At 44.2% G+C, this 26224-nt stretch carries 26 protein-coding genes, 1 other RNA gene and 1 other annotated feature; of the genes, 20 read left to right on the forward strand and 7 right to left on the reverse strand.

What is annotated here, in order from left to right; all coding sequences use genetic code 11:
* Nucleotides 1-20: 20 nt before the first annotated feature.
* Nucleotides 21-1307, reverse strand: coding sequence for an NAD(P)/FAD-dependent oxidoreductase (locus FC07_RS04405; protein WP_235807454.1), 1287 nt, complete (start codon nt 1305-1307; stop codon nt 21-23).
* 269 nt (nt 1308-1576) lie between these two features.
* On the opposite strand from FC07_RS04405, the gene FC07_RS04410 reads away from it, so the two are divergent.
* The 11 genes from FC07_RS04410 to rplL all read left to right on the forward strand — a co-directional run bounded on the left by FC07_RS04410 (nt 1577) and on the right by rplL (nt 11439).
* A complete protein-coding gene (locus tag FC07_RS04410; protein ID WP_057903917.1) occupies nt 1577-2554 on the forward strand; it encodes a UbiA family prenyltransferase in 978 nt (325 codons plus the stop codon).
* A 90-nt stretch (nt 2555-2644) separates the two neighbouring features.
* The gene (gene rpmG, locus FC07_RS15565) at nt 2645-2794 is read left to right on the forward strand and encodes a 50S ribosomal protein L33 (RefSeq protein ID WP_083483199.1); all 150 of its coding nucleotides are present in this window, start codon (nt 2645-2647) and stop codon (nt 2792-2794) included.
* A gap of 6 nt (nt 2795-2800) precedes the next feature.
* A complete protein-coding gene (secE, locus tag FC07_RS04415) occupies nt 2801-2983 on the forward strand; it encodes a preprotein translocase subunit SecE (protein ID WP_057903918.1) in 183 nt (60 codons plus the stop codon).
* 111 nt (nt 2984-3094) lie between these two features.
* Nucleotides 3095-3643 carry a transcription termination/antitermination protein NusG gene (nusG, locus tag FC07_RS04420; protein WP_057903919.1) on the forward strand — a complete coding sequence of 183 codons (549 nt, stop codon included), beginning with the start codon at nt 3095-3097 and terminating at the stop codon, nt 3641-3643.
* A 152-nt stretch (nt 3644-3795) separates the two neighbouring features.
* Nucleotides 3796-4713 carry an FAD:protein FMN transferase gene (locus FC07_RS04425; RefSeq protein WP_057903920.1) on the forward strand — a complete coding sequence of 306 codons (918 nt, stop codon included), beginning with the start codon at nt 3796-3798 and terminating at the stop codon, nt 4711-4713.
* Nucleotides 4714-5219: 506 nt separating this feature from the next.
* Nucleotides 5220-7808: an LPXTG cell wall anchor domain-containing protein gene (locus FC07_RS04430; RefSeq protein WP_057903921.1), complete on the forward strand. Its 2589-nt coding sequence runs from the start codon at nt 5220-5222 to the stop codon at nt 7806-7808.
* A 102-nt stretch (nt 7809-7910) separates the two neighbouring features.
* Nucleotides 7911-8828: an alpha/beta hydrolase gene (locus FC07_RS04435; RefSeq protein ID WP_057903922.1), complete on the forward strand. Its 918-nt coding sequence runs from the start codon at nt 7911-7913 to the stop codon at nt 8826-8828.
* 145 nt (nt 8829-8973) lie between these two features.
* A complete protein-coding gene (rplK, locus tag FC07_RS04440) occupies nt 8974-9399 on the forward strand; it encodes a 50S ribosomal protein L11 (protein WP_057903923.1) in 426 nt (141 codons plus the stop codon).
* A 98-nt stretch (nt 9400-9497) separates the two neighbouring features.
* Entirely contained in the window at nt 9498-10187 is a 690-nt protein-coding gene (gene rplA, locus FC07_RS04445; protein ID WP_057903924.1) for a 50S ribosomal protein L1, read from the forward strand.
* A gap of 134 nt (nt 10188-10321) precedes the next feature.
* Nucleotides 10322-10465, forward strand: a sequence feature (ribosomal protein L10 leader region).
* 51 nt (nt 10466-10516) lie between these two features.
* Nucleotides 10517-11023 carry a 50S ribosomal protein L10 gene (gene rplJ, locus FC07_RS04450; protein ID WP_057903925.1) on the forward strand — a complete coding sequence of 169 codons (507 nt, stop codon included), beginning with the start codon at nt 10517-10519 and terminating at the stop codon, nt 11021-11023.
* 47 nt (nt 11024-11070) lie between these two features.
* A complete protein-coding gene (gene rplL / locus FC07_RS04455) occupies nt 11071-11439 on the forward strand; it encodes a 50S ribosomal protein L7/L12 (protein ID WP_057903926.1) in 369 nt (122 codons plus the stop codon).
* A gap of 300 nt (nt 11440-11739) precedes the next feature.
* Here the strand turns inward: rplL and FC07_RS04460 are convergent, their stop codons facing one another.
* Nucleotides 11740-13194: a helix-turn-helix domain-containing protein gene (locus tag FC07_RS04460; RefSeq protein ID WP_057903927.1), complete on the reverse strand. Its 1455-nt coding sequence runs from the start codon at nt 13192-13194 to the stop codon at nt 11740-11742.
* A gap of 368 nt (nt 13195-13562) precedes the next feature.
* Here FC07_RS04460 and FC07_RS04465 point away from each other — a divergent pair, with 368 nt between their 5' ends.
* The gene (locus tag FC07_RS04465) at nt 13563-14108 is read left to right on the forward strand and encodes a hypothetical protein (protein ID WP_057903928.1); all 546 of its coding nucleotides are present in this window, start codon (nt 13563-13565) and stop codon (nt 14106-14108) included.
* A 21-nt stretch (nt 14109-14129) separates the two neighbouring features.
* Here the strand turns inward: FC07_RS04465 and FC07_RS15820 are convergent, their stop codons facing one another.
* Together FC07_RS15820 and FC07_RS04470 are read right to left on the reverse strand one after the other, a co-directional pair.
* Nucleotides 14130-14300: a hypothetical protein gene (locus tag FC07_RS15820; protein ID WP_155797847.1), complete on the reverse strand. Its 171-nt coding sequence runs from the start codon at nt 14298-14300 to the stop codon at nt 14130-14132.
* Between the two features lie 87 nt (nt 14301-14387).
* Entirely contained in the window at nt 14388-15095 is a 708-nt protein-coding gene (locus FC07_RS04470) for a bifunctional DNA primase/polymerase (protein WP_057903929.1), read from the reverse strand.
* Nucleotides 15096-15246: 151 nt separating this feature from the next.
* Between FC07_RS04470 and mprF the strand changes: the two genes are divergently transcribed.
* Entirely contained in the window at nt 15247-17856 is a 2610-nt protein-coding gene (gene mprF / locus FC07_RS04475) for a bifunctional lysylphosphatidylglycerol flippase/synthetase MprF (RefSeq protein WP_338040251.1), read from the forward strand.
* A gap of 51 nt (nt 17857-17907) precedes the next feature.
* Here mprF and nrdF read toward each other — a convergent pair whose 3' ends face one another.
* From nrdF to nrdH, 3 genes are all read right to left on the reverse strand, one after another.
* Nucleotides 17908-18900, reverse strand: a complete 993-nt coding sequence (nrdF, locus tag FC07_RS04480) for a class 1b ribonucleoside-diphosphate reductase subunit beta (RefSeq protein WP_057903930.1) — start codon at nt 18898-18900, stop codon at nt 17908-17910.
* A 95-nt stretch (nt 18901-18995) separates the two neighbouring features.
* Entirely contained in the window at nt 18996-21167 is a 2172-nt protein-coding gene (gene nrdE, locus FC07_RS04485; protein ID WP_057903931.1) for a class 1b ribonucleoside-diphosphate reductase subunit alpha, read from the reverse strand.
* 78 nt (nt 21168-21245) lie between these two features.
* On the reverse strand, nt 21246-21473 hold the full coding sequence (gene nrdH / locus FC07_RS04490; protein ID WP_057903932.1) for a glutaredoxin-like protein NrdH: 228 nt from the start codon (nt 21471-21473) through the stop codon (nt 21246-21248).
* 206 nt (nt 21474-21679) lie between these two features.
* Here nrdH and FC07_RS04495 point away from each other — a divergent pair, with 206 nt between their 5' ends.
* The 7 genes from FC07_RS04495 (at nt 21680) to recR (ending at nt 26223) form a co-directional block, all read left to right on the forward strand.
* The gene (locus FC07_RS04495; protein ID WP_057903948.1) at nt 21680-22288 is read left to right on the forward strand and encodes a class I SAM-dependent methyltransferase; all 609 of its coding nucleotides are present in this window, start codon (nt 21680-21682) and stop codon (nt 22286-22288) included.
* 122 nt (nt 22289-22410) lie between these two features.
* On the forward strand, nt 22411-22755 hold the full coding sequence (locus FC07_RS04500) for a hypothetical protein (RefSeq protein ID WP_057903933.1): 345 nt from the start codon (nt 22411-22413) through the stop codon (nt 22753-22755).
* Between the two features lie 59 nt (nt 22756-22814).
* Nucleotides 22815-23309, forward strand: coding sequence for a tRNA adenosine(34) deaminase TadA (gene tadA / locus FC07_RS04505; protein ID WP_057903934.1), 495 nt, complete (start codon nt 22815-22817; stop codon nt 23307-23309).
* 36 nt (nt 23310-23345) lie between these two features.
* An RNA gene (ffs, locus tag FC07_RS15570) (signal recognition particle sRNA small type) lies at nt 23346-23445 on the forward strand.
* A 122-nt stretch (nt 23446-23567) separates the two neighbouring features.
* Complete coding sequence (dnaX, locus tag FC07_RS04510) at nt 23568-25268, forward strand: DNA polymerase III subunit gamma/tau (protein WP_057903935.1); 1701 nt, start codon at nt 23568-23570, stop codon at nt 25266-25268.
* Nucleotides 25269-25290: 22 nt separating this feature from the next.
* Entirely contained in the window at nt 25291-25611 is a 321-nt protein-coding gene (locus FC07_RS04515) for a YbaB/EbfC family nucleoid-associated protein (RefSeq protein ID WP_057903936.1), read from the forward strand.
* Nucleotides 25612-25626: 15 nt separating this feature from the next.
* Nucleotides 25627-26223 (forward strand): recombination mediator RecR, encoded by a 597-nt coding sequence (gene recR / locus FC07_RS04520; protein ID WP_057903937.1) that lies wholly within the window; start codon nt 25627-25629, stop codon nt 26221-26223.
* Nucleotide 26224: the final 1 nt, after the last annotated feature.

Here is a 26224-nt window from a genome sequence, read left to right on the forward strand (position 1 = left end):
ATTATACTAAATCAGAGTCTCTATTTAACTTGTACACTTTTTATTCTAGGCCCAAGGTGACCCCAGAAAGGTGTCCGACCATTCTTGTTCCGGAAGAATTCGTGCATGCTGTATTGGAAAATGTAATAGCCGGCAAAGGTTGTCACAAAGTACAGCAAGTTGATCATGTGCTTCATGATCGTCCCGAACCAACCACTTAAGTGGATGCTACCAAAGACGTTGGCCACACTGTAATGAGACCCAACTGAAACCACGAAACCAGAGTAGCTAGGTTTAAATGGCTTCGGTGTTGCACCTGTTTCAGTCGCAACGATGTGTTCAGCAGCACAAGCCCCAGTTTGTTCAGCGGCTTCAACGATTTGTGGCGTGCCACGATCGCCTTGATCCTTGTTTAAGGAAAGGTCGCCGATCACATAAGTGTTGGCATATTGTTCAGACTGCATGTATTCGTTGGTGACTAAACGACCAGCGCGGCCTTGTTCCATATCGAAATCAGCAGTATCTGTATTAGCTTTCAAACCGGCAGTCCAGATTACCGTGTTGGTTGGGACATGTGTGCCGTCTTTCAAGGTCATGTCGTCCGCACTAACGGCTGTGATTGGCGCAGCTGTGCGCACGTCGATGCCATGCTTTTCCATAAACCGTTTCGCTAGATCAGCATCAGGCCGGTCTAACATGTTTAAAATCGTTGGCACTGCTTCGTCCAAAATGATGTGGATCTCATTTGGATCGATGTGATTTTCTTTGGCTAAAATAGGCCGCCAGTCGATCATTTCACCGGCTGTTTCGACCCCAGTAAAGCCACCACCAACGACAACGAAGGTGAGCATTGCTTTGCGCTTTTCTGGATCATGTTCTTTGGCTGCAGCAGCAACTGTATCTTGAATGTGATGCTTTAAACGAACCGCATCTTCGAAAGACCAAAGTGTAAAGCCATGTTCTTTAACGCCAGGAGTACCGAAATCGTTTGATTCAGCCCCCATGGCAAGTACCAAATAATCGTAAGCATAGCTACCGTGCTTGGTTGTCACAACGTTTTTGTCATGATCAACACCTGTCACATCATCTGTTACGATTGAAACGTTACGCTTGTGCGCAAATAAACGACCTAAATCATACTGAACCGCTTCTTCAGGAACACGATCGGTTGCAATTTCATGTAACTCGGTCATATAAGTCATGAAGGAATGGCGATCAATCAGTGTAATATGGACGTCGCGATTCTTCTTGAAACGCTTGGCCAACCGTCTTGTTGCGGCAACACCGGCAAAACCGGCGCCGACAACTACGATATTTTTCTCAGCCATAAAAACACCCCTTAATTGATAGATATAAATGCAAAATAAGTGCAAGATTTGAACGACTAAATTATACAGAATATCCGCACTTTTGTCTATCTGATTTTGTGTAAGTTTTTCCTTGAAAGTATCCCGTATGAAACGGTTTCAGCTAAAAATGATGGCGCTTCATTACATAAACGTTGGTCTGGCGCAATTTTGAATCGTGTTTGCTTAAATTTTGATTGCTTGTTAAGCTAATAACGAATTGATAAATAAAAAGGAGATGCTTTTGGGAGATGAAGCAAACTGCTACCAAACCCATGACATTTAAGCTGTTTCTAGAATTTATTCGCTTAAATGCCAAAACGGCCAGCGCTGTACCGTTTATTTTAGGCTTATTATATAGTATTGAATACTTTCATCAGGTAAATTGGGGCAATAGTGTGATCTATTTTATTGCACAGATGTTAGTGGCCATGTTCGTGACAGGGTTTAATAACGTGCAAGACTATAAATTGGCGGTTGATCAGCATTATCGTGAGACTTATAACATTATTGGACGGGAGCATTTATCACCGCGCTTTGCGTTGAATCTGATGATCACGTTTATCACCATTGCTTGTGCATTAGGTGTCTGGTTGATTTTTCGAACAAATTTCATGCTTTTATTTATGGGCGGGGCTGGTATTTTTATTACGATTTTTTACACCTACGGGCCCATTCCATTTTCGCGTTTTCCGTTAGGGGAGTTATTGTCTGGCTTAGCAGAAGGTTTCGGGGTATTTTTCTTAACCGTCTATATGAACTTACCAGCGGCTAAATTGTTTGGGTTTACCTTTAATTGGCCAAACTTTCACATTAATGGTAATTTACAATGGATCTTGACGATTATTTTAGTGGCATTACCTTGTATTTTAGCAGTTGCCAATGTGATGTTTGCGGATAATATGTCGGATCTTGAACAAGATATTCGGAATAAACGTTATACATTACCTTACTACTTAGGAAAAAAGTGGTCATTACGGCTTTACTTCGTCATCATGCTAAGCTGTTTTGTAACAGTGATCATCGGCGTGGTGTTAAAGCTGTTACCTTGGTCACAATTAATCGTCTTACTAAGTTTCCCGATTATTTGGCGCAATTTACAAACCTTTAAACAGGTTCAAGTCAAGGAAACGACTTTTGAAACAGCGATTCAAAATCACATGTTATTTAACGGTTTGCAAATGATCGGTTTGTTGTTAGGTATCTTTTGGCCCCAGATTTTTCATTAGCTTTGACAAGAGCCGTTCAATGATGCTAAACTCGATTAGTTACAGTGAGGATGACTCGCTGAAAAACTTGATTGAGAAAGTGGGCTGAGTATGGCACAGGAAAAAATTACATTGGTCTGTTCAATTTGTCAGGCAAGAAATTATCAGGTGTCGGTGAATACCCAGCGGACAACGCGGTTTACCATTAAAAAGTATTGTCCACATTGTCAAAAACAAACGGTTCATCAAGAGACGAGGTAAATCAATATGAAATTAATCCATTTTTTTGGTGATGTTGGCCGAGAAATGAAGGCAACAACTTGGCCAACGCGTCAGGAAACACGGCATGATACCAGTACAGTTGTTGGGATGACGGTATTATTTGCCATCTTTTTTGCCATTGTAGATTACGGTTTACAGTGGCTCTTGAATCTATTGGTTTTCAAATAGGGCGAATTTTGCTATAATAGATTCACTTAAGAAGAACTTCGCGTGGCGGAGTTTTTTTATTTTGTCATCAACTATGAGACAGTTAGAGACTTTAGGAGGTCGTTTACAACTATGCCAGAAGAATCAGCGGCAAAACAATGGTATGTGTTACATACTTATTCAGGCTACGAAAACAAGGTTAAAAGTAATTTAGAGTCACGGGCCCAATCAATGGGAATGGAAAATAACATTTTCCGTGTGGTTGTTCCAGAGCAAGAATCACATGAGATCAAAGATGGCAAAGATAAAGTGACCATGCAAAAGGAATTCCCAGGTTATGTTTTGGTTGAAATGGTCATGACCGATCAAGCTTGGTTCGTGGTTCGGAATACACCTGGTGTCACTGGTTTCGTTGGCAGTCACGGCTCAGGCAGTAAGCCTGCCCCATTGTTGCCAGACGAAGTTGAGCGTATCTTGAAGCAATTAGGTATGAGTGCACGTCATGCAGACACCAGCTTTGAAGTTGGTGAAAATGTGAAGATCGTGGACGGTGCTTTTGCAAACTTAGCTGGTAAGATCACGGCTGTTGACGCTGAAAAGCTGAAATTAAAGGTTAATATCGATATGTTTGGTCGGGAAACCAGTACTGAATTGGATTACGATCAAGTGGATAAAATTTAAGTTGATTTTTCAAAAGCAGTGTTTGACCTGAATAAGGTGCACTGCTTTTTGTTTTGTAATTGTGACTTGTTTAAAAAGAAGTTTGGTGTTAATTTTATATCAATAATAACGCTTCCGTAAGTGGGAAAGCTGGATGAGGGGAAGTTAGCCGCATGGTACAAGCAACCAGACAAGTACAAATGATGGGCACCATTATTACACTAGAAATCGAGGCAGACCAACCAGAACCAATTTTAGATGAACTTGTAAATCGGTTGAAGATCTACGAGCATCGTTTTAGTGCCAACGATAACAGTTCTGAATTAATGGCGATTTCAAAACGCGCTGGGATCGAGCCCGTTGTGGTCCACCCGGAATTATTTGAATTAATTGAATTCGGCCTGCATTACAGTCTGGTTCCACAAAGCCGGCTCAATATTGCCATTGGGCCATTGGTTCAAACTTGGCGGATCGGGTTTAAAGATGCAAAGTTACCAGAACCAAAAGAAATCGTCACGGCTTTGGCTAAAACGAACCCGCAAAACATTATTTTAGATGGGTTTGCCCATTCAGTTTATTTGAAAGAACCTGGAATGGCCATTGACCTAGGATCTTTAGCCAAGGGTTACATTGCGGATAAATTGGTGGCCTACCTCAAGGAAATCGGTGTCTCGTCTGCTATGGTGAATTTAGGGGGCAATGTGCTGACGATGGGGCCAATGCCCAAGCATGACGACCAGCTTTGGCGGATTGGGGTCCAAGATCCAGCCAAATCACGGGGCCATTATAAACAGATCTTAAAAGTACGTGATAAGTCAGTGGTAACGTCAGGCATCTATGAGCGTAGTTTAACGGTTCATGGTCGGAAGTACCATCATATTTTGGATGCCCGTACCGGTTACCCAGTTAGCACCGACTTGGCCAGTTTAACGGTGATTGCTGATCGGTCATTAGATTGTGAATTGTGGACAACACGGTTATTTGGCCAACCAGCCCAAATTGCCATTGAAATGATCAATCAGGCACCGGCAATCGAAGGTTTGGTGATCGACCGTTCCGGGAAGGTCAGTTTATCCGGTGGGCTTGCTTAAATCAATTAACGATGAGATGAATTTTTACCTCATCGTTATTTTTTTGCCAAAAAATGGTGTGTTAGCGGCTGCGCCAGAAATTTTTTTGATTTGGACAAAGGACTGACAATAGTGTCTAAAAAACGCTTTTTTTAGTAGCTTGAAAAAAAGCGATTGACGCTAAATTGTAAACCGTTTTCTTAATTTAACTGTGTTTGTGAAACGTCTACATGATCAAAAATGCACATGACGTAAAATCGGTAGCTTAAGGTTTAAATAAGTTTTAAATGATAATTACAACTAAAAATTTCTGTTTAAATCAATTTTAAACGTTTAAATCACGGGTTAAATTCAAAAAAATTGTTAAAATTAGGTTAAAAGATGATATAATAATTTTGCTAAACAATTAGCTAGTTGTTTTTGTCACAAGTTCTAAAGTAATTACTTGTGAAGTGATTACAGGTTTATGGATCAGTGATTGTTTTTTGAGTACCAGATTCTAAAAAAAGATATGGGGGAAAAGAATCGTGTCAACAAAAAATAAGTTACGTCAAACCGTTTTAGCCGCAGGGACAATTGCTGCTGCAGGGGGATTTTTAGCGCTTAGCACACAAAGCGTTCAAGCAGCCGATGCTGGAACTTCGGCTTCAGTAGGGACAGAAGAAACTTCAAACACAACGCAAGCAGCCAGCTCAGCTGCTACAACGGAAACCACAACGGCTGCTAGTACTGCTTCTACTAGTACCGCTGCTTCCAGCGCTGCCGCTAGTACAACTCAGGCAAGCAGTGCAGCAACAACGGCACAACCAGCAGCGACAACTGCAAAAACCAGTACTGCCGCCGCAACCACAACGAAGGCTGCTGCAACAACGACCAAATCTGCTAGCGCAGCCGTTAGTGATGCAAGTCAAAAAGTAAGCGCTGCCCAAGCAACGAAAAAGGCGGCTACTAGTGAGGCCATTTCAGCTGCGAAAGATCAAGTTGCGAAGGATCAAGCCGATGTGACCACAGCAAAAGCTGCTGTTGCCAGTGCTCAAGCGACTTCAGACGCTGCACAATCAGCTGCTGATGACGCAACGGCTGCTGCTAAGCCAAATAACGATGCGGTTAAAGCTGCTGAAGCAACCGTTGCAGCGGACCAAGCTGCTGTTAATGACTTGACAGAAACGAAGTTGGCCACTAAGATCAAAGACACGCAAGCCCAAATTGCCAATGATGAAGCAGCGGTTGATGCAACCAGTAGTGCGACCCAAGCTGCGTTAAATGCTAAGGAAGGCGCTGCTACCATCAATGATGCGGCACAAGCAACGGTTGATGCTGCTACACAGACAAATGAGGCTGCTCAAACGGCTTTGACCGCGGCTAAAGATGCCGTTACGACGGCACAAAGTGACGTCGACGCTGCGCAAAAAGCGGTCGATACGTTAGCTGCTGATCCAACCTTGCCACAAGTATCGACTGAGGTTAAGGATGATCAAGCAGCTGTCGATGCAGCTAGTAGCGCAACTCAGGCTGCCTTAACGGCCAAAGAAGGTGCAGCTGTGATTGCTGACGCAGCACAAGCCAAAGTAGATGCTGCCACTCAGGCAAAAGCGGATGCAGATGACGCTTTAACCACAGCTAAAAACGCGGTGACAACTGCCAAAGCAGACGAATTGCAAAAGCAAGCTGATTACGATAATGCCAACACATTACCGGATAAGATTGCTGCTGCAACTGCTGAAGTTGCCAAGGACCAAACGGCCGTTGATGCAGCAAGCAGCGCAACCCAAGCTGCCTTGGCGGCTGTAGTACCGCTTGAAGATGCCATTACGGCGGATAAAGCGGCCTTGGCGGATGCCCAAACGGCTGGGGATGCAGATGCCATTGCAACTGCTCAAAAGCAATTGGATGCTGATACCGCTGCGAAAGCTGAGAAACAAAAGCCATTAACGGAAGCTGAAGCTGTGCAAACAGCAGCTAAGGCTGACTTAGCTGCTGCACAAGCCACTTTAGCTGCCTTGCAAGCACAATATGATGCTTTGCCAACCCAAGACGTGGCTACCGCTGCAAGTGACTTGGCTTACGCGAAGAGCACCATTGCCGCTGATGAAGGGGTGGTCACTGCCGCTCAAAAATTAGCTGATGATGCTGCCACTGCGTTAACAGCTGCTCAAAAAGCGTTAGACACGGCCAATGCCAACTTGGCAGATGCTTCAGCAGCCGTTAAGAGTGCAAAGGCTGCTAAGACGGATGCGCAAGCTAAATTGGCCGCTGACCAAGGCGACTTAACCGGGGTTGCCGCACAATTAGCTGATGCTAAAACAGCTTTAGCCGATGCTAAGAGTACCTTAGCAGGGGCAGTCGGAACCGCCAATGGTGCGCAAACAGTTGCTGATGGAACGGCTGCTGATCTTGCAACTGCCCAAGCTGCTTTAGACGCAGCTGCTGCTACGTTGAAAGATGCTTCTGCCCAAGTTAAGAGCGCGAAAGCTGCTAAGACGATTGCACAAGATCAATTAGCTGCTGATCAAGCTGATTTGCAAACTTACCAAGACCAATTGGCTAACATTCCAGCAGCTGTTACTGAAGCAAAAGCTGCTTTGGCTGCTGCTGAAGCTGCTTTGAAGGATGCCCAAGCCGCTGCCGCTGAAACGCAAGCACCTGTTGACGCAGCCAATGCTGAAGTTGCCAAGGCTGCTACAGCGGTGGCTAACGCCAAGGCTGCGTTGGCCAAGGCTGAAGCTAAATTAGCCACTGACCAAGCCAAATTAGCCGCTTTAGTCAATGCGGATGCGAACTTAGCAACGGCTAAGGCTGAATTAGCAACTGCCGAAGCTGCTTTGGCTAAGGCCAGCGCAACCGCTGACGCAACTGCCGCTACCACAGCTGGCCAAAGTGTCACTGAAAAGGCCGTTGCGGCTAAGACTGCTACTGATAAAGTCTTTACGGCTGCTTTAGACGCTGCTGATCAAGCAACCACCAGCGCTGCCCAGTTGAAGGCTTTAAGCACAACCAAGGCAACAACCTTGCCACAAACTGGTAATGATGTCCAAGAAGCAGGCGCTTTAGCTGCTTTAGGAGCAATCTTATTAGGGAGTTCATTCTTCGGTTTGAAGAAAAGAGAACGCAACTAGTTAATTATCACGACGAATAAGTTTTAACGAAACCCGCCAAGTTGTTGGACAAACGACTTGGCGGGTTTTATGATGTGTTCAGTAAATAAATGAGGTGATGATATGGGCTGGCTTTTACTACTAATAATAGGAAGTTTTGGTGCCATTTTGATCGGGTACTGGCGTCAACTTGCCCAGCCGCAGCCAACCACTTTACGGCTGCCAATGGCCCCAGTTAGGCTCAGTTATCGGCAGGTGCCAACCTTATTCATTCACGGCTACCACGGTAATCGCTTATCATTTGGCCGGCAAATGGCACGGCTACAACGTCACGGCTGGGCGCAAAAACAAGTGGTGATCCGTGTTACCACACAAGGTGGGCTGCAGGTAAGCGGCACCCTGTCTGGTCTTGAGAATCCAATGATCCAAGTGCTTTTTCAAAACAACCATGCCAGTTTGACACAGCAGGCACATTGGCTACAGCAGATCTATCACTATTTACACCGACGTTGGTCGGTTGACCAGTTGAATATTGTGGCTCATTCCATGGGGGCAGTCAGTGCCTTGCGTAGTTTATTGATCGCGCCATTGCCAACTGGTTTAAAAATCAACGCTTTTGTGAGCTTGGGGGCGCCTTATAATGATGATGAAATTGCAGAAGACCAATACCCAATTCAAGTCATTCGGTTGTTGGCAACTGGCCCAGTAGACAAAGCCCCAACGTATCGGTTGTTAGAGCAGGCCATGTCACAATTACCACCTCAGATTCGTTTTTTAAACATTGCCGGTGATCGCCAAGATAATAGTCAAAGTGATGGTGTTGTTGCAGTCGCAAGCGTGTTAAGTTTACGTTTTTTGCTGCAACACCGCTGGCAACAATATCAAGAAACACTGATTTTAGGGCGACGTGGCCAACATACGTTGTTACATGAAAATCGGCAAGTGGACCAAGCGGTACAGCAGTTTTTATGGGCGCCACCGCGACCTGCGGCTGTGCGAGATGCTACTGGTAGGCTTCAGATCACGCCAAATCCAGAATAAATTGTCACCAAATCTTGAAAAAGCATTCATTTTATGCTAAGCTATTTCGGTGCATGGCGTTTCGGCGCAATGCATGTGTCATCGTGGGAGGCTAAATCTACTAGCCAAATTCACCACATTCACGGACTTAAGGAGGTTATGTCTCGTGGCTAAAAACGTTGTTAACGTTGTAAAACTACAAATTCCTGCCGGTAAAGCAACTCCAGCTCCCCCAGTAGGTCCTGCTTTAGGTCAAGCGGGGATCAATATCATGGGCTTCACAAAGGAATTTAACGCACGTACTGCTGACCAAGCAGGCATGTTAATTCCAGTTGTGATCAGTGTTTATGAAGATCGTTCATTCGACTTTGTAACCAAGACCCCACCTGCAGCTATTTTACTCAAAAAAGCCGCTGGTGTTGAACATGGTTCAGGCGAACCTAACACGAAGAAGGTCGCTGAAGTAACCAAGGACCAAGTTCGGCAAATTGCTGAAACAAAGATGCAAGACCTAAACGCTGCAGACGTTGAAGCTGCAATGCGCATGGTTGAAGGTACAGCTCGTTCAATGGGCTTCACTGTTAAAGACTAGTCTGAACCCTGTACGGATTCTCAATGAAAATTGTCTAATCAGGTGGAAGAGCGTTTCGACGCCCGTTGACCACATTTGCAAGGAGGAAAAACAAACACATGGCTAAAAAGAGCAAAAAGTATACTGCTGCTGCTGAACAAGTCGATGCTAACAAAGCATACGCCGTTGACGAAGCAGTCGCTTTAGTTAAAAAAATCGATTTTGCAAAATTCGATGCAACTGTTGAAGTTGCCTACAACTTAAACGTTGACCCTAAACAGGCCGACCAACAAATTCGTGGTGCCGTTGTTTTACCTAATGGTACTGGTAAAACACAAAAAGTGATCGTCTTCGCTGAAGGCCCACAAGCAGAAGCAGCTAAAGCTGCCGGTGCTGACGAAGTTGGTGCTGACGAATTAGTTCAAAAAATCCAAGATGGCTGGTTGGACTTTGATGTTGCCGTTGCAACACCACCAATGATGGCCAAAGTAGGCCGTTTAGGCCGTGTCTTAGGTCCTAAAGGCTTAATGCCTAACCCTAAGACTGGGACAGTTACAATGGACGTTACAAAGGCTGTTAACGACATTAAAGCAGGTCAAGTTGCTTACCGTGTTGACAAAGCTGGTATCGTACATGCCCCAATCGGTAAAATTTCCTTTGATGATGCGAAGTTAATTGAAAACTTCACAACATTACAAGATACAATTGCAAAGGCTCGTCCTGCAGCTGTAAAAGGGACTTACATCCAAAGCTTAACGTTAACATCAACATTTGGCCCTGGCCTTACAATTGATGTTGCGTCATTCTAAAGTTATTTTTAAAACACACTTAACGGTGTGTTTTTTATTTTGAGGCAAATAATCAGCTGGGATGTTACTTTGAATCAAGTAACTACCGATTATGAAATTTATCTTGACGATTCCGATTATTCATGGTATATTAGCACTCGGTTATATTTCTACCTAAGACTCAGGTGGCTTTGCCTTAATTGTTTACTTTGTAAACTGCCCGCCGAGGAGAAAGTTTGTACGATTAGCAAACTCTCAGCGGCGTTGTGTCTTTGACACAACGTTTTTTGATTAGGAGAAATCACCACAAAGTGCGTTGCACTTTGATTCTAATAGGAGGTGAGATTCTCGTGAGTGAAGCAGTAATTGCTCAAAAGGCACAGGTAGTTGAAACAGTTACCGAAAAATTACAGAACGCAGCTTCAGCAATCATCGTTGATTCTCGTGGCTTAACAGTTGCGCAGGATACTGAATTACGTAAGGAATTACGTGAAGCAGGTGTTGAATTGCGGGTTATCAAAAACACGATGTTACGTCGTGCTGCTGATAAGGCTGGTTTTGAAGGCTTGGACAGCGTATTCGTTGGTCCTACAGCCGTTGCCTTTTCAAATGAAGATGTTGTCGCACCAGCGCGTATTTTAGCTAAATTTGCTGAAACAGCTGACGCACTTGAAATCAAAGGTGGTTTGATTGAAGGCAAAGTTGCCACATTAGATCAAATCAACGAACTTGCCAAGTTGCCAGACCGCGATGGTATGCTTTCAATGTTACTTTCTGTCTTACAAGCACCTATCCGCAACGTTGCGTATGCGGTTAAGGCTGTTGCTGATGCTAAGCCAGAAGCTGACGCTGAATAGTAGTTATTATTATTTAATTTTTAAAACAATTTAGGAGGAATATACTCATGGCATTAGATAAAGATGCAATCGTTGCACAATTAAAAGATGCAACTATCCTTGAATTAAACGACTTAGTAAAAGCAATCGAAGACGAATTTGGTGTTAGCGCTGCTGCTCCTGTAGCTGCTGCTGGTGCTGCTGGCGGCGACGCTGCTGCAGCTAAAACTGAATTTGACGTTGAATTAACTGGTGCTGGCTCAGCTAAGATCAAAGTGATCAAAGCTGTTCGTGAAATCACAGGCGCTGGCTTGAAAGACGCTAAAGACTTAGTTGATGGCGCTCCTTCAGTTATCAAAGAAGGCGTTTCAGAAGACGAAGCTAACGAATTAAAAGAAAAGTTAGAAGCTGCTGGTGCAGAAGTTACTTTGAAGTAATTTTTCTACTTGCTAAAAAAGACGGTTTCCCAATTGGGAGGCCGTCTTTTTTTGCAAATGATGAATGGAATATTTCCTTATGGTTTGTATATCACGGTTAATAGCGGTGAGATGACAAGGGAAACGAAACACTTGCTGGAAATAAAAATTGTTTGGCGCATCATAACATTGCCTGAATATTGAACTGTTCTGGTAGAAGAGCGTCAAGCAACTATTGATACATTTGGACAGTACTTGCCTAATCAAGTCGCTTTATCCCAGCAGTTAGTGCGCAAAAACAGCACGTCTGCCAACGTGCCGTTACAACGTTTTTTGTTGATAAATGTCCTTTAATCGGTGCCACAACACAAAGTAACTATTGTCATCTGCACACAATGGCCAGGAGAAGACCGGTGCAGTTGTTGGTGGCAACAGGGTCGTATCTAAAGTTGTGATGATCAAATCAGGGGTGATGCCTTTTTGCTGCGGTTTGAGAATCGTGGTGATGGGTAACGTTGTTAAATAGCTTTCCAGCAGGTAGCTGGTTAAGCCGTCTTCAATCAGCAATTGAATGTGCAACGTGCCTTGTTTTTCGAGTTCAGAGGCATAAGGCAACAAAATTTGTAGCAAGGCCTCACGCATGCCTAAACGTTCTCGCATAAAAATCGCCATTTGTTGATTGGCGGCAATGCTGTCAAAAAAGTTGGTGAGCTGTTGTGCCAAGGTATGATGCTGCGCTGGTTGGATGATTTGTTCAACGAAATCAGCAGCAACCGGTGCGATTTGCTGGCTGTATTGGATCCGCGTGGCCAAGCGTAACAGGTTGGTGATTAATACGTGATCGGCGTTCATTTGGTGGATCAACTGAGCAGAACAGCATTGGCTAAAGAAGCCTAGCAGTTCTTGAACGAATTGCCAAGCCAAGTTACGCTCCTCTTGGCAGTAATGGTAGAAGTATTGGGTCTTAGGGGTATCCGTGAAGGTACAGCCTGTATATTGGTAAAATTGATAAAATCCATATTCAGTAGCGATTTGATGTTCAGTTAAATCTAATGTATCCGGTACGGGGTAGGGGATCATAGGCATTGGGAATAAGTGGTCCGCTTGTGGCGACAACAAGTGATTCGTTTTGATCCGCGTGGCACACATGCCTAACAAGTATTGCTCTTGTAAGATCTGAAGCTCATTGAGTTGCATGCCTTGGCTTAAATGGGCCTGCTGTTGTTTAACGGCTGCGTAGTCAACTGTTTTAAAGGGCCATTTCAAGCCATGGAAGACCAGCCAGTAAATGTAAAACAGCACCAGGCGGATGTTTGCTTCATTGCCCTTAATGTTAAGATTTGCATATGAGAACTTTAAGCCGTAACGGGCCAATAAATTTTTCAAGCCGTTAATTTTACGAAAAAAGGTAGAGCGGCTGACAAAATGGGTCTCACAAAACGCCACTAATGTGGGTTCAGTACAATGTAGTAAGTAGTCCACAAACATAAAGGCCAGAGAGTTTTCCACTAAAAATAAGCGGTATTGGTCAACTGAAACCGTAAAAGTGCGCGCTTCTAACAAAGCATTGTGCTTGATGTTTTTCAGTTCGGGGGTTAGTTGCCGCAGGTCAACCAACAGATCCTGAAAGCTATTGTAGGTTTGCTGATAGGATAAACCTGTCGCACGACTGAGATCGTTGATCGTAAAGGTTCTGGATTCCCAGCTTTTCAAATGACGATACATATTAAACTTTTGTAAGTCAGATTTCTCTAACAGTGCTTTTTCTAGTAACATAACAATCCTCTTATTCTATGATCTTGAAGGCAATCGTGCGTTGTCAATAAAATAACTCCCTATTAAATATTACAATCTAATCTGAAGTTAAAGTCAATTTTAATATTTAACAGTATAAATATTAAATAATGGACATTATTTATGCTGTATATCACTTGACAAAATAGCGGGCTAGCCCAGTTTTAAAAGAAAACGGTTGTATTTTTTGCAATTGAATTGTATTCGATTTAAAATTTGAGCCAATACTGGTTTGCCAATATATTCTCTTTATAGAATAATTATATTAACAAAAATTGAACTTGAACTGACAGCTGGAACCAGTGACAATAGAGGTGATCTAAAATGATCAGGGAAGGGGGATTTTGGTGATGGTAAAAGAAGTGGCGATATTAAAGCTTTGGCAAACACAGTTGTTTCAAGAATTGGTGGAACTGCTAAATTTCCATGATAGTAATCAGCACACGATTGGTAGTTTACCCAGCTGTCCAGATTGTCAGGAATTTTTGTTGAATAATCGTGCCACTGAAGCCGTCACTTGGCTGACGGACTTTTATCAGCACCAAAATCGTGGGTATCAACTTTTTCCATTAAATGATTATATACTCCAAGTAGGACCGACATTTTATTTGTTGCGGGCGCGTCAATTAACGCGAGCACAGCAATTATTAAAGTTACACCTGCAAAAAAACGTCACGTTTGCGCATGGCTTTAAAATCACGCATTTGGACGCACTTTTTTTGATTAGTTTGGAACAAAGTGCGGCTTGTCGAGATGAAGTGGTTTCGATTTTAACCCAACACCCCCAGCTGTCTGCTTTGATTTTAAAAACAACGGATTGTCGCGGCTGGCATTTGTTACAGCGTTTAAAAGCCAGTCAGTGTCAAAATAGCCATAAAAAACCACTTTCCATTTAGCTGGAAAGTGGTTTTTAACATCTAAGCATTGAATTTTTGGTTTAATTTTAAAACATACATTTCAACTAAGTCCATCAAATCACCAGGTAAAACGAGTTTTGCAGCTGGATCATCACTTTTTGCCAGAGCATTGGCTTGAATCTGAGCAGTAGCAAGTTGAACCGCTAATTTCAGTGTGTCATCTTTTGACATGGCGACACCCACTTTCTGTATGATTTAAGGAAACAGGTTCCTTATCACCATTATAAATGAAAGCGTTTCAAACACCAACGAAAATGGTTACCAGTTTTCAGGTAATGCTTGTTGCCAGTCAAAATTAGGCTCATGGGCGGCCCAATTTAAAGCGGCCTTGGCGACCGTTGGCGCAATCGCCTGTTGGGTGACGAGCAGCGCTAGCTGTGCTACCAGTGGCTTGAAATCGGTGATCGTGGTAAAGCCTTGTTGTAAGGCGGTTAATAATGCACCGGTGGTCCAAGGTTTAAGCGGTGCAACCGCCTTGAGGTCAGTTAGTTCAAGGTCAGTTTTGGCCAATAAGTCGTTTAAAAAGGCCATGGGAAGTTCCTGGATCGGTTTTGTAAATAAGTCGACATCACCTTGTTTGTAACCTTGCGAAGGGGCAATGATAACGGCCTCAGTTAACAGGTCAACGCCAGGAAACAGGTTGATCTTCGGCGTTTTTAAGGTGAGGTTAGCTGGCAGCCGATAGAAGAAATGGTAGCTGCCGTTAGCTGTTTGTTCAAAATAGGTTTGTAAGGGTGGGGTTAAACCGGCCTTTTGCAAGTACTGAACGCCGTCATTGCCGTCCTTATGATCAAGGTCTAATACGATCAAGTGGTCCGCTTGGAGGTTCAGGCCAACGGCACCGAATTCGTTTGCCATACGGGCTAATTCAATTGTTGCAGTCACCGCTTTTGCGGCGGCAACTGAGGTGGAACTGATCGGTTGTTTTGTGCCAAGACTGGCTTGGTAAGCATGAAAAGTTGTCATAAGCATTCCTCGATTCGGACTGATTTTTTAGGTTTTATCTTAGCATAAAATCGGCAACAAAACGAACATTTTTGTAAGACGGTCGGGCTTTTCTTGAAAAGCAGGCAAGTTCTTGGGATAATAGACGTGATTTTAATGAGGGGGATCTTTCTTGGAGAAATTAAATCAAATTTGGCAGTGGATCGAAAAGCGGATGACCGTGTTTAAGGCGATTTTTATGCTGTCGATGTTGGTATTTGTCATTATTGAAGTGGGCCGCATTGGCCGCGACCTAAGTGGTGCCCAGTTACGCCAAAGCTTAGCTGATCAAAGTATTGGCCAGCTTGCGGTGTTATTGGTCGCCGGTTTTGTAGCGGTAGTGCCAATGCTGAATTACGATTTAATGATCGTCAAGTTTTTGCCAGGGACGTTTAAACGGCGTTATGTGTTACGGTCTGGCTGGATCGTCAATACGTTTACCAACATTGCCGGCTTTGGGGGCTTTTTAGGCGCCTCATTACGGGCTAACTTTTATAGTCAACAGGCAACACATAAGCAGATCATCTTTGCAATTTCAAAAATTGCACTGTTTTTATTGTCTGGTTTATCCATGTTGTGTTGGCTAGGATTTGCCTTGTTGTGGACGCCGCAAGGCCAGCAATTTCAGCATTATTGGTTTTGGCTAGTTGGTGGTGGCCTGTATACCCCGCTCATGCTTTTCGGAACACATTGGCGCAATAGTCGTTTTTTTGAGGACTTAACTTGGCAACGTTCACTACGTTTATTGGTCGGGTCAACGTTAGAGTGGACCGGCTGTATCGTCTTATTTTTAATGATCGGCCATAGTTTGAATGGAAATGCCATTCAAAACACTGCTGTGATCCCGTTGTTTGCGGCAGCATCTGTGGTTGGCGTAGTGTCGATGGTACCTGGTGGGTTAGGCACGTTTGATGTGTTTATGATTTTAGGATTGGGTTTCTTAGGGGTGAACCGAGCAGATGCGGTGCTTTGGTTGCTATTTTATCGCCTTTTTTATTACGTTTTCCCGTTTGCCTTAGGGGTTATTTTCTTTATTCAGGACACCGGGCACCGGTTAAATACGTATTTGGAAGGCCTGCCGGTACAGCTCGGACATAAGTTGGCCCACGGGTTATTGGTCCTGTTTTTATATTTTTCGGGGATCATGTTGTTATTAATGGCAACCGTGCCAAATTTCGCATTTAATAATCGGTTGGTGGCGCGGTTATATCCCTTTACGTTTATGTTTATTTCTCAAACATCGATGATCGTTGTGGCGTTTTTATTGCTAGGCTTGGCTCGGGGCATTGCCAACAAAGTCCAGCAAGCTTATTGGCCCACATTGCTCGTGTTAGGCATTGCTTCCTTGAACACGTTAGTCTGGGATTTTTCGTTGCGGATCATCATTTTGTTAAGTCTGGTATTTGTGGCAACTTTGTTTACCAAACGGGAGCTTTATCGACAACGGTTAACGCGTGGGTGGGGTGCGAAGCTGGTGGATAATGTGTTATTTGCCGGCGCCTTTATTTTATATGCTTTGGTTGGTTTGTATAATTGGCCGCACCATCACGTCAAGCCTAAACATGTGCCCCAGGCGTTGTTCTTCCCTTCGGAGCGGCTGTGGTTGTCAGGGTTTATTGGGATGCTAGTAGCAGCGTTAATGATTTTGTTGATCTATCATTATTTAGGTCGGCGTCAGCCTGATTTTGCCAGCATCTTTGATGCGGCACGCTTTAAGGCGTTGATTCAGCATTATGGTGGTAATGAAATTTCTCATTTGGCGTATTTAAAGGATAAGTATTGTTGTTACTATCAAGTGGCAGGCGAGGATCGGGTTTTGTTTCTTTTTCAATTTAAAGCGGATAAACTGGTATTGCTGGGACCGCCAATCGGCAATCAAGCGGATTGGGCGGCTGCGATTGCCGATTTGATGCAGCTCAGTGATCGCTGGGGTTACTCATTAGTCTTTTATGAAGTGGATCAGCAGTTGACCATGCAGCTACATGAAATGGGCTATGATTTTATTAAAATTGGTGAAGAAGGCTATGTCGATCTGACTGACTTTAGTCTGGCTGGGAAGAAGCGTAAGACCCAACGGACTTTATTGAACAAGTTTGAACGGGAAGGTTACCATTTTCAAATTTTAAAGCCACCATTTACGACAGCACAACTGACCCAACTGAAAATCGTTTCTGATAGTTGGTTAGATGGTCGGGCAGAAGAAGGCTTTTCACTCGGCTTTTTTGATGAAAATTATTTGCAACAAGCGCCGATTGCAGTGATCAAGGCGCCTGATGACCAGATCATTGCATTTGCCAATCTGATGCCCATGGCACCAGGCATCTTATCCATTGATCTCATGCGGCATCAACAATCTGCGCCGGCTGGCATCATGGACGAATTGTTCATTCATTTGTTTCTGATTGGGCCAACAGCAGGGTACCAAACCTTTGATCTCGGCAATACCCCGTTGGCCAACGTGGGTGTTTCGCGTTATGCTTTTTTGCAAGAACGGGCGGCCCATTTGATTTATCAGTACGGCTACCGTTTTTACGGTTTCCAGGGATTACGGGCGTATAAAGAAAAGTACGTCACCCAATGGCAACCGAAATATGTGGCATATCGCAAGCGGCATTCAGTGTTGTTTGTTCTACTCCAAATTATGGGTGTCGTGAACCAAAAGGTGAAGCAACCTGCTAAGCGGTCATTACTGATTCCCCATTGGTTACATTGGGCACGGCGTCCAGGACCAGATGAAAATTAAAAGACGCGTCATACTTCACAGCAACTGAAGTATGGCGCGTCTTTTATTGGTCTATTGTTGGTCCGGTTTTGGTTCTTGAGGTGCCGAGACATGATAATCGGCATCATTCATCGCTTCAACTTCGCCTAAACGGTAGCCGTTGCCGACTTGTGAGAAGAAGTCATGGTTAGAAGTTGAGGTTGAGATCCCGTTCATGACGATTGGGTTCACATCTGCTTCTGTATCAGGGAAGAGTGCATTTTGACCTAAGTTCATCAAGGCTTTGTTGGCATTGTAACGAATGAAAGTCAGCACTTCATCCGTCCAGCCCACATCATCGTATAACAAGTGGGTATACTTTTCTTCGTTGTCGTACAATTTGTACAAGAAGTCGAATAACCAGTCTTGCATGGCTTGTTGTTCGTTTTGACCTAATTGATTAAAGCCAATTTGGAACTTGTAGCCAATGTAAGTGCCATGGACGGACTCGTCTCGTAAAATCAATTTAATGATCTCAGCCACGTTGGCTAATTTATTGTTGCCTAAGTAATACAGTGGGGTATAGAAGCCGGAATAGAACAAGCAAGTTTCAAGGAAAACGTTGGCAACCTTCTTTTTCAAAGGATCAACGCTAGCATCCCGGTATAAGTCATAGATCCAAGCCGCTTTGTTTTGTAAGTATTCTTCCGTATCGCTCCAGTCAAAGATCTCAGTGATCTCGTCAGGGGTGTTTAACGTTGAGAAAATAGTGGAATAACTTTTTGCATGGACGGATTCCATAAATTGAATGTTATTCAACACCGCTGTTTCATGAGGAGTTTTCACATCTTTCCGTAAAGCAGCGAGGCCATCTTGAGACTGTAAGGTGTCGAGTAAGGTTAAGCCACCAAAAACGTGACCGACTAACCATTGGTGCTTGTCATCTAACGTGCGCCAATCATCTAAATCATTTGAAACGGGGATCCGGGTGTCCAACCAAAATTGTTCGGTTAACTTTTCCCAAGTGGCTTTATCAACGGCATCTGAAACCGCGTTCCAGTTAATTGCATCGTAACGTGCTGTCATGAGTTCAATCCTTTCGTGGTGCTTTTATTGCAACAAAAGCGCCAAGAACACTTGCTTCTTAGCGCTTTCCGGTCTGTCAAACAAGTTTATTGTAATTAAATGACGCAACTTTCGCAAGCATTAGCGCCAATTTCATCTTCGTCATCGGTGTAAGTCCGAATGTAATAAATGGATTTAATGCCTTTTTGGTAGGCGTAGTTCCGTAAAATATTCAGGTCCCGAGTGGTCATTTTGCTGGTACCACCGTTTTTCCATTCATATAGCCCTTCAGGAATCGTTGAACGCATAAAGAAGGTCATACTCATGCCTTGATCCACATGTTGTTGCGCAGTGGCATAAATGTCTACTACATGGCGCATGTCCATATCATATGCACTGGTGTAATAAGGCATGGTGTCATTGGATAAATAAGGCGCTGGGTAATAGATCGTCCCGATCTTCTTTTCTTGCCGATCTTCAATTCGGTTGATGATCGGTTGTAAACTAGCAGAAGTATCGTTAATGTAAGAAATTGAGCCATTCGGGGCAACGGCAATCCGGTTTTGATGGTATAAGCCATCCGCCATAACGGCTGTTTTCAAAGCTTCCCAGTCTGCGCGAGTGGGCACAAAAATATCTTTGAACAAGGCCTTGACCTTAGCCGTTTCAGGTTGCCAATCTTTGGTCACGTATTGATCAAAGTAGCTGCCATCGGCGTAGCGACTCTTGTCAAAATTGTAGAACGTTTCATGACGTTCCCGAGCAATCTCATTAGAGGCTTTTAAGGTCCAGTAGTTTAACAACATAAAGTAAATGTTGGTGAAGTCTAAGCTTTCCGTGTCACCATACATCATATGTTCTTTGGCGAAATAACTGTGTAAGCCCATGGCGCCTAAACCAATGGTATGGGCCAAATGGTTGCCGTGTTGAACCGAAGGCACCACATCAATGTCAGAATGATCGGTGACAAAGGTTAAGGCCCGCACCATGCTTTCAACGGAATGGCCAAAATCAGGACTGTGCATTAAGTTTGGAATATTCGTTGAGCCTAAATTACAGCTAATATCAGTGCCCAGCTCATTGTAGTTTTGTTCATTGTTGATAATCGATGGTTTTTGGACCTGCATGATCTCAGAGCACAAATTACTCATAATGATCTTGCCATCAATTGGGTTGGCCCGGTTTGCTGTGTCCACGTTGACAATGTAAGGGTAGCCGGATTCTTGTTGCAGCTTGCTGATTTCATTTTCAAGGTCCCGGGCTTTAATGATCTTGTGGCGAATGTCAGGGTTGGCCACCATGCGATCGTATTCCTTGGTAATGTCCACGTAAGAGAAAGGTTCGCCATAAACGCGTTCCACGTCATAAGGGCTGAATAAGTACATATCCGCATTTTGTTGGGCTAATTCATAAAATTTATCGGGCACCACAACGCCTAAGGAAAGGGTCTTTAAGCGGTACTTTTCATCGGCGTTTTCTTTTTTAGCGCCTAAAAAGGCAATGATGTCAGGATGGAAAACGTTTAAGTAAACCACACCGGCACCTTGGCGTTGGCCTAATTGGTTGGAATAACTGAAAGAATCTTCCAATAACTTCATAACAGGTAACACGCCTGAGGCCGCATTTTCAACATGCTTGATCGGGTCACCAGCACCACGTAAGTTGGTTAAGGTAATGCCGACCCCGCCGCCGATTCGGGATAATTGTAAGGCAGAGTTAATCGTCCGGCCAATACTGTTCATATCGTCAGTGGTTTGTAATAAGAAACAGCTGACTAATTCGCCACGCCGCGAACGGCCAGCATTTAAAAAGCTAGGTGTGGCCGGCTGGTAACGTTGATGGATCATTTCATCAGCCAGGTCTTGGGCCAATTTTTCATCACCATCACCGAAGTATAACGCATTTGCCCAAACACGGTCCGCAAAATGTTCTAAATAGTAGGCCCCGTCATCCGTTTTAAGCGCGTATTGGGCGTAAAACTTGTAGGCTGCCATAAAGGACTTAAAATGGAAACCGGCCTGATGCAGCCAGTTGTAAAGCTTTTCTGGGAATTCAGGGCTGTAGGCCTTTAAAAAGTCGCGTTCCAAGTAGTTATGGTCGAGTAAATAGGCCAGCCGAGCTTGAAATGAATCAAACTGTTTGGTATTTGGGGCAACGTTTTCCTTTAAGAAAGCAGCCAACGCGTCTTGGTCCTTATTTAAGGGAATCTGCCCGTTGACTGGGATGTTGATTTGGTTATTCAATTCGTAGTACGTAATGGTTTGTGGATCAATATTTTTAAGAGACATAAAATCCTCCGATAATTAAATTGATAAAAAGAAGTGAAAAAAGAAAAGACACCTTGCGCTGCAAGCGTGCCTTTAACCTTAAATGGCGAGTTGACGTAATTTGTCTGGGCGGAAACCAGTAAAGCTAAAGCTTTTTGATTCAATCACTGGTGTTGCCTGGTAACCTTTATCACGCAAGTAATCGATATATTCAGGTTCTTGATCAAGATTATGTTCTGTAAAAGGAATGTGTAATTGGGTCAATAAACGTTCGGTCATGCGGCATTGCACGCAGCCGTTTTTAGTGTAGACAGTTAATTCTTTCATGCTGAAAACCTCCTGATGATCAACGGGATCACTTCTTAATTTCTGTAATCAGTATAATGACTTCCACCACAGAAAGCAACTAAAATACCCCATATTTAGTAGCTAATTTTTAAATAGCCACTAAATATGGGGTATTCAGCGCTTCTCCGAATTTCGTGATACAATCATTCTAGCACAAACACAGTGAAAGCAAAAGGATGGAAAAAATGGCAAACTATTATTATTCAGAACAGCCAGATGTTGAACACAATAAACAATATTGGTCATTTGAATTGCGTGGGCAAACGTTGCAGTTCGCCAGTGACAATGGTGTTTTTTCGAAACGAACTGTCGACTATGGGACCCGGGTTTTATTGGCGACCTTTACCGCACAAGTACTGCCAGCAGGGCCGTTATTAGATCTTGGTTGCGGTTATGGGCCGATTGGGCTCAGTCTCGCCAAAGAAATGCCCCAGCGTCAGATCGATATGGTGGACGTCAATGAATTAGCCATGAGTTTGGCCCGGGAAAACGCCCAGCGCAATCAAATTGAAAATGCAACGATCTTTCAGTCAAATGTCTATGAACATGTCACGGCCCAGTATGCGGCGATTTTAACCAACCCGCCGGTTCGAGCCGGTAAGGCGGTGGTAACGGCAATGCTAACCGAAGCCAAAGCACATTTATTGCCAGGCGGTGAGTTGTGGGTGGTGTTACAAAAGAAGCAAGGGGCGCCATCTGCTCAAAAAAATATGCAAGCAACGTTTGGCAATGCTGAATTGGTGCATAAAGATAAGGGCTACTATATTTTGCGCAGTCAACTAAGGGAGCAATAAGCCAGTGTGATGTCTGCAAGTCAGCACTGGATATGGTAAACTAAGGCTAACGAGCGGAGACGTTTACAAGATCAAGCGCAACTTTAACAGTGTAAGCGTCATTTAAACAAGGGGGCTATCTCATGAAAACAGGTCATAAACTACTGATTGGATTAGGTGTTACCGCCACCGTTGCTGCAGCCGGTGCTTATTTTGCCGCAGATGCGATCGTCGCACAAATTGAAAGTCATCGAAATCGTTATCGTGTGAAGACCTTTGTTCGTGACAACTTAAAAGGCAGTCAACGGGCATTGGATTTTGTAGATAAATTGTCTGATGATGACATTACCAATTTAGTTAACTTAGCCGATCGTTTTGATGAATTCCGGGATCGGTTTGCAGAATATTCAGGTAGTGCCAAAGAAGTGGCCGATGATTTCCGGACGGCATTGGTCAATTACGCTGCTAAAATTAAAAACAAAGATTAAATGAAGCTGAAACAAGGCGTCAAGGCGCAAACCTTTGGCGTTTTTTTAATGAGGTAAAAATGGAACAAATCGAAATTGAAACTTATATGCAAATGGCTTTAGCCGAAGCACAGCAAGCCGCCGCTTTAGGCGAAGTTCCCATTGGGGCCATTGTGGTGAAAAATGGTCGGGTGATCGGTCGCGGTCATAATTTACGGGAACAGGCCCAGGATGCCACGGCCCATGCTGAATTATTGGCGATCCAAGACGCGTGTCGCACCATTAAAAGCTGGCGGCTAGAGGAAGCCGCACTTTTTGTCACACTGGAGCCTTGTCCCATGTGTAGTGGCGCGATTATCAATGCCCGGATCGGGGCCGTTTATTACGGGGCCAGTGATCCCAAGGCAGGGACAGCAGGCACTTTTATGAACCTGTTAACCGATACGCGGTTTAACCATCAGGCCGCAGTTTACCCCGGTATTTTGGCCACTGAATCGCAGGCGCAATTACGGGCTTTTTTCCGAGCGATTCGGGCCAAACAAAAAGCTGCGAAAAAGTTACGCCAACAGGGCTAGCTTTTTTGCGCAAAGTTTTGTATACTAGTTTATGCCGAAAGGCTAAGCGACAATGTTGCGCTTACGAATCGTGTCAGGTTCGGAAGAAAGCAGCACTAAGTAGGATGTGGCATGTGTCGCTTATTATTTTGAAATAACCCCCTTAGCTGTGATGGCTAAGGGTTTTTTAGTGACAAAAAGCACCTGATTTACCCGCTTGGTATCAAGTGAAAAGTGCTGTATAATAAATGAATCTGGTAGCGAAAGGAAGGGCTTTGAGTGGCTTATCAAGCGCTATATCGAACGTGGCGACCGCAGCGTTTTGAAGAAATTGTCGGTCAGGAAACCATCACGCGTACGTTACGCAATGCTTTGATCAGTCAACAAACCAGTCACGCCTATTTATTTACCGGGCCACGTGGGACTGGGAAAACGTCGGCGGCTAAGATCTTGGCTAAGGCGATCAACTGTCATCACTTAGTGGATGGGGAGCCTTGTAATACTTGCGACACCTGCCAGGCGATTACCGCCGGTAAGCTAGGCGACGTGATCGAAATCGATGCGGCTTCTAATAATGGTGTGGATGAGATTCGGGACATTCGCGATAAGGTCCAATATGCGCCAACGGTGGCGGATTATAAAGTGTACATTATCGATGAAGTGCATATGTTATCCACCGGGGCGTTTAATGCCTTGTTGAAAACATTGGAAGAACCACCGGCTCATGTGTTATTTATTTTAGCCACCACCGAGCCGCATAAAGTACCGTTAACGATTATTTCGCGGACGCAGCGGTTTGATTTTCAACGGATCAGCAACCAGTCTATTTATCAACGAATGGTCTATATTTTAGAACAAAAAGAAATCACCTTTGAACCGGAGGCCTTAAAGGCCATTGCCAAAGCGGCGGAAGGTGGCATGCGGGATGCGTTAAGCATTTTGGATCAGGTCTTGTCCTTTAGTGACAATCACGTGACTTTGGCCAATGCACTACAAGTGACTGGGAGTGCGGCGCAAAGCATGCTGGCCGAGTATTTAGGCACCGTTGTGACCCAAGATACAGGTGCAGCATTGAATTTACTGCAGCAGTTGCTAGCGGCTGGTAAGGATGCTGGACGCTTTATTGAAGATTTGATCAGCTACAGCCGGGACTTATTATTATACCAAAAGGCCCCAGATTTAGTGGCAGAATTGGAAATGGGCAGTGTGGATGAGCAGTTGCAGGCGCTTAGTGAACAGCTAACAGCGTCACAGCTTTATCAGATCATTGACACGCTAAACGATATGCAGCAGCAATTACGCTTTACCAACCATCCGGATATTTATTTGGAAGTTTTAAGTGTAAAATTAACGCAACCGCAAGCAGGCGAAGTTGGCCAGGCTGCGTCACAAGCAACGGCAACCACCGCAAGCGACGACGAAGTGCAACAGTTACGGCAACAAGTTCAGCAATTACAAGCACAAGTGAAAACGCTCAGTGCTGCTGAACCACAACCTAAAAAGGCGCCAGCGCGGCCAGCAAAAGTCACTCATAAGGCGGTTCATGCCAATGTGGCGGCGATTTATCCAATTTTGGATCACGCTACGAAGGACAACCTGGTTGCTTTGAAGCAAGTTTGGGATGAGTTACTGAACATGCTTGAAACCCAATATCGGGCGTTAATGTTGGTGTCAAAACCAGTGGCGGCTAGCCCAGATGGTGTGGTGGTCTCATTTGAAAATGAATTCTTATTGGAACGGGCCAATACCAATTCAGAAATGATCGATGCCCTCGAAAATGGGTTAGACCGGTTAGTGGGCGCAACCCCAAAAATTGTGTTTGTGCCTAGTGATGAGTGGCCTGGCGTGCGGAAACAGTACATTGCCACGCACCGACCAGCCCACCAAAAAGCGGCGCAAAAGCAACCTGAGACCCCAGCTGTTGTTCAAGCAGCGGCAGACTTGTTTGGTACTGATAATATTGAAGTAAAAAACGATTAAAAATTGAAGGGAACGATGTACAATGATGCGTGGAATGGGAAATATGCAAGGCATGATGAAGAAAATGCAAAAGATGCAAAAGGAAATGCAAGATTCACAAGCTGACTTAAATAGCAGTGCTTTTACAGGGAAGGCCAGCGATGAAGCGGTTGTTGTGACTTTTACTGGCGATAAAAAAATGACAGATATTAATATTAAGCCAGAAGCCATTGATCCAGACGATCCAGACATGTTACAAGATTTGATTTTAATGGCGGTTAATGACGCCATGACACAAATCGACAAAACAACCGAACAAACTATGGGCAAATACACACAAGGCTTAAACATTCCTGGCCTTTAAGAGCGGGGGCATTTGATGCAATATCCTGAACCAATTGCAAAGTTGATTGAAAGTTATATGAAGTTACCAGGAATCGGCAGTAAAACGGCCACGCGGTTGGCATTTTTTACCATTGATATGCCAGCGGATGATGTGACGGATTTTGCGAAGGCGCTGATTGCCGCTAAGCGTGACCTGCATTATTGCAGTATCTGTGGCAATATTACTGAAGACGACCCGTGCGACATTTGCCAAGACCGGCAGCGTGATCAAAGCACGATTTTAGTGGTGGAGTATCCCAAAGATATTATGACACTGGAACGAATGCATGAGTATCAAGGGCTTTATCACGTGCTGCAAGGGGTGTTATCCCCAATCGATGGCAAAGGGCCAGAAGATTTAAATATTGCTAGCTTGTTAAAGCGACTTCAAAACGAAGCTGTTAAAGAAGTGATCATTGCCACAAACGCTACGCCAGAAGGTGAGGCTACGGCGACCTATTTATCTCGGTTGATCAAACCAGCTGGCATTAAGGTCACCCGGTTAGCCCATGGGTTATCAGTTGGTAGTGACATTGAGTATGCGGATGAAATGACCCTGTTAAAAGCAGTGGAAGGACGACAGGAGATTTAGT

This window comes from Loigolactobacillus bifermentans DSM 20003 (assembly GCF_001434575.1).
Taxonomy (GTDB): domain Bacteria; phylum Bacillota; class Bacilli; order Lactobacillales; family Lactobacillaceae; genus Loigolactobacillus; species Loigolactobacillus bifermentans.

Excerpts from the sequence above, each read along its gene's own strand:
- FC07_RS04405 (WP_235807454.1), bottom strand. The coding sequence starts at position 1,307 with ATGGCTGAGAAAAATATCGTAGTTGTCGGCGCCGGTTTTGCCGGTGTT.
- FC07_RS04410 (WP_057903917.1), top strand. The coding sequence starts at position 1,577 with ATGAAGCAAACTGCTACCAAACCCATGACATTTAAGCTGTTTCTAGAA.
- rpmG (WP_083483199.1), top strand. The coding sequence starts at position 2,645 with ATGGCACAGGAAAAAATTACATTGGTCTGTTCAATTTGTCAGGCAAGA.
- secE (WP_057903918.1), top strand. The coding sequence starts at position 2,801 with ATGAAATTAATCCATTTTTTTGGTGATGTTGGCCGAGAAATGAAGGCA.
- nusG (WP_057903919.1), top strand. The coding sequence starts at position 3,095 with ATGCCAGAAGAATCAGCGGCAAAACAATGGTATGTGTTACATACTTAT.
- FC07_RS04425 (WP_057903920.1), top strand. The coding sequence starts at position 3,796 with ATGGTACAAGCAACCAGACAAGTACAAATGATGGGCACCATTATTACA.
- FC07_RS04435 (WP_057903922.1), top strand. The coding sequence starts at position 7,911 with ATGGGCTGGCTTTTACTACTAATAATAGGAAGTTTTGGTGCCATTTTG.
- rplA (WP_057903924.1), top strand. The coding sequence starts at position 9,498 with ATGGCTAAAAAGAGCAAAAAGTATACTGCTGCTGCTGAACAAGTCGAT.
- rplL (WP_057903926.1), top strand. The coding sequence starts at position 11,071 with ATGGCATTAGATAAAGATGCAATCGTTGCACAATTAAAAGATGCAACT.
- FC07_RS04460 (WP_057903927.1), bottom strand. The coding sequence starts at position 13,194 with ATGTTACTAGAAAAAGCACTGTTAGAGAAATCTGACTTACAAAAGTTT.
- FC07_RS04465 (WP_057903928.1), top strand. The coding sequence starts at position 13,563 with ATGGTAAAAGAAGTGGCGATATTAAAGCTTTGGCAAACACAGTTGTTT.
- FC07_RS15820 (WP_155797847.1), bottom strand. The coding sequence starts at position 14,300 with ATGTCAAAAGATGACACACTGAAATTAGCGGTTCAACTTGCTACTGCT.
- FC07_RS04470 (WP_057903929.1), bottom strand. The coding sequence starts at position 15,095 with ATGACAACTTTTCATGCTTACCAAGCCAGTCTTGGCACAAAACAACCG.
- nrdF (WP_057903930.1), bottom strand. The coding sequence starts at position 18,900 with ATGACAGCACGTTACGATGCAATTAACTGGAACGCGGTTTCAGATGCC.
- nrdE (WP_057903931.1), bottom strand. The coding sequence starts at position 21,167 with ATGTCTCTTAAAAATATTGATCCACAAACCATTACGTACTACGAATTG.
- nrdH (WP_057903932.1), bottom strand. The coding sequence starts at position 21,473 with ATGAAAGAATTAACTGTCTACACTAAAAACGGCTGCGTGCAATGCCGC.
- FC07_RS04495 (WP_057903948.1), top strand. The coding sequence starts at position 21,680 with ATGGCAAACTATTATTATTCAGAACAGCCAGATGTTGAACACAATAAA.
- FC07_RS04500 (WP_057903933.1), top strand. The coding sequence starts at position 22,411 with ATGAAAACAGGTCATAAACTACTGATTGGATTAGGTGTTACCGCCACC.
- tadA (WP_057903934.1), top strand. The coding sequence starts at position 22,815 with ATGGAACAAATCGAAATTGAAACTTATATGCAAATGGCTTTAGCCGAA.
- FC07_RS04515 (WP_057903936.1), top strand. The coding sequence starts at position 25,291 with ATGATGCGTGGAATGGGAAATATGCAAGGCATGATGAAGAAAATGCAA.
- recR (WP_057903937.1), top strand. The coding sequence starts at position 25,627 with ATGCAATATCCTGAACCAATTGCAAAGTTGATTGAAAGTTATATGAAG.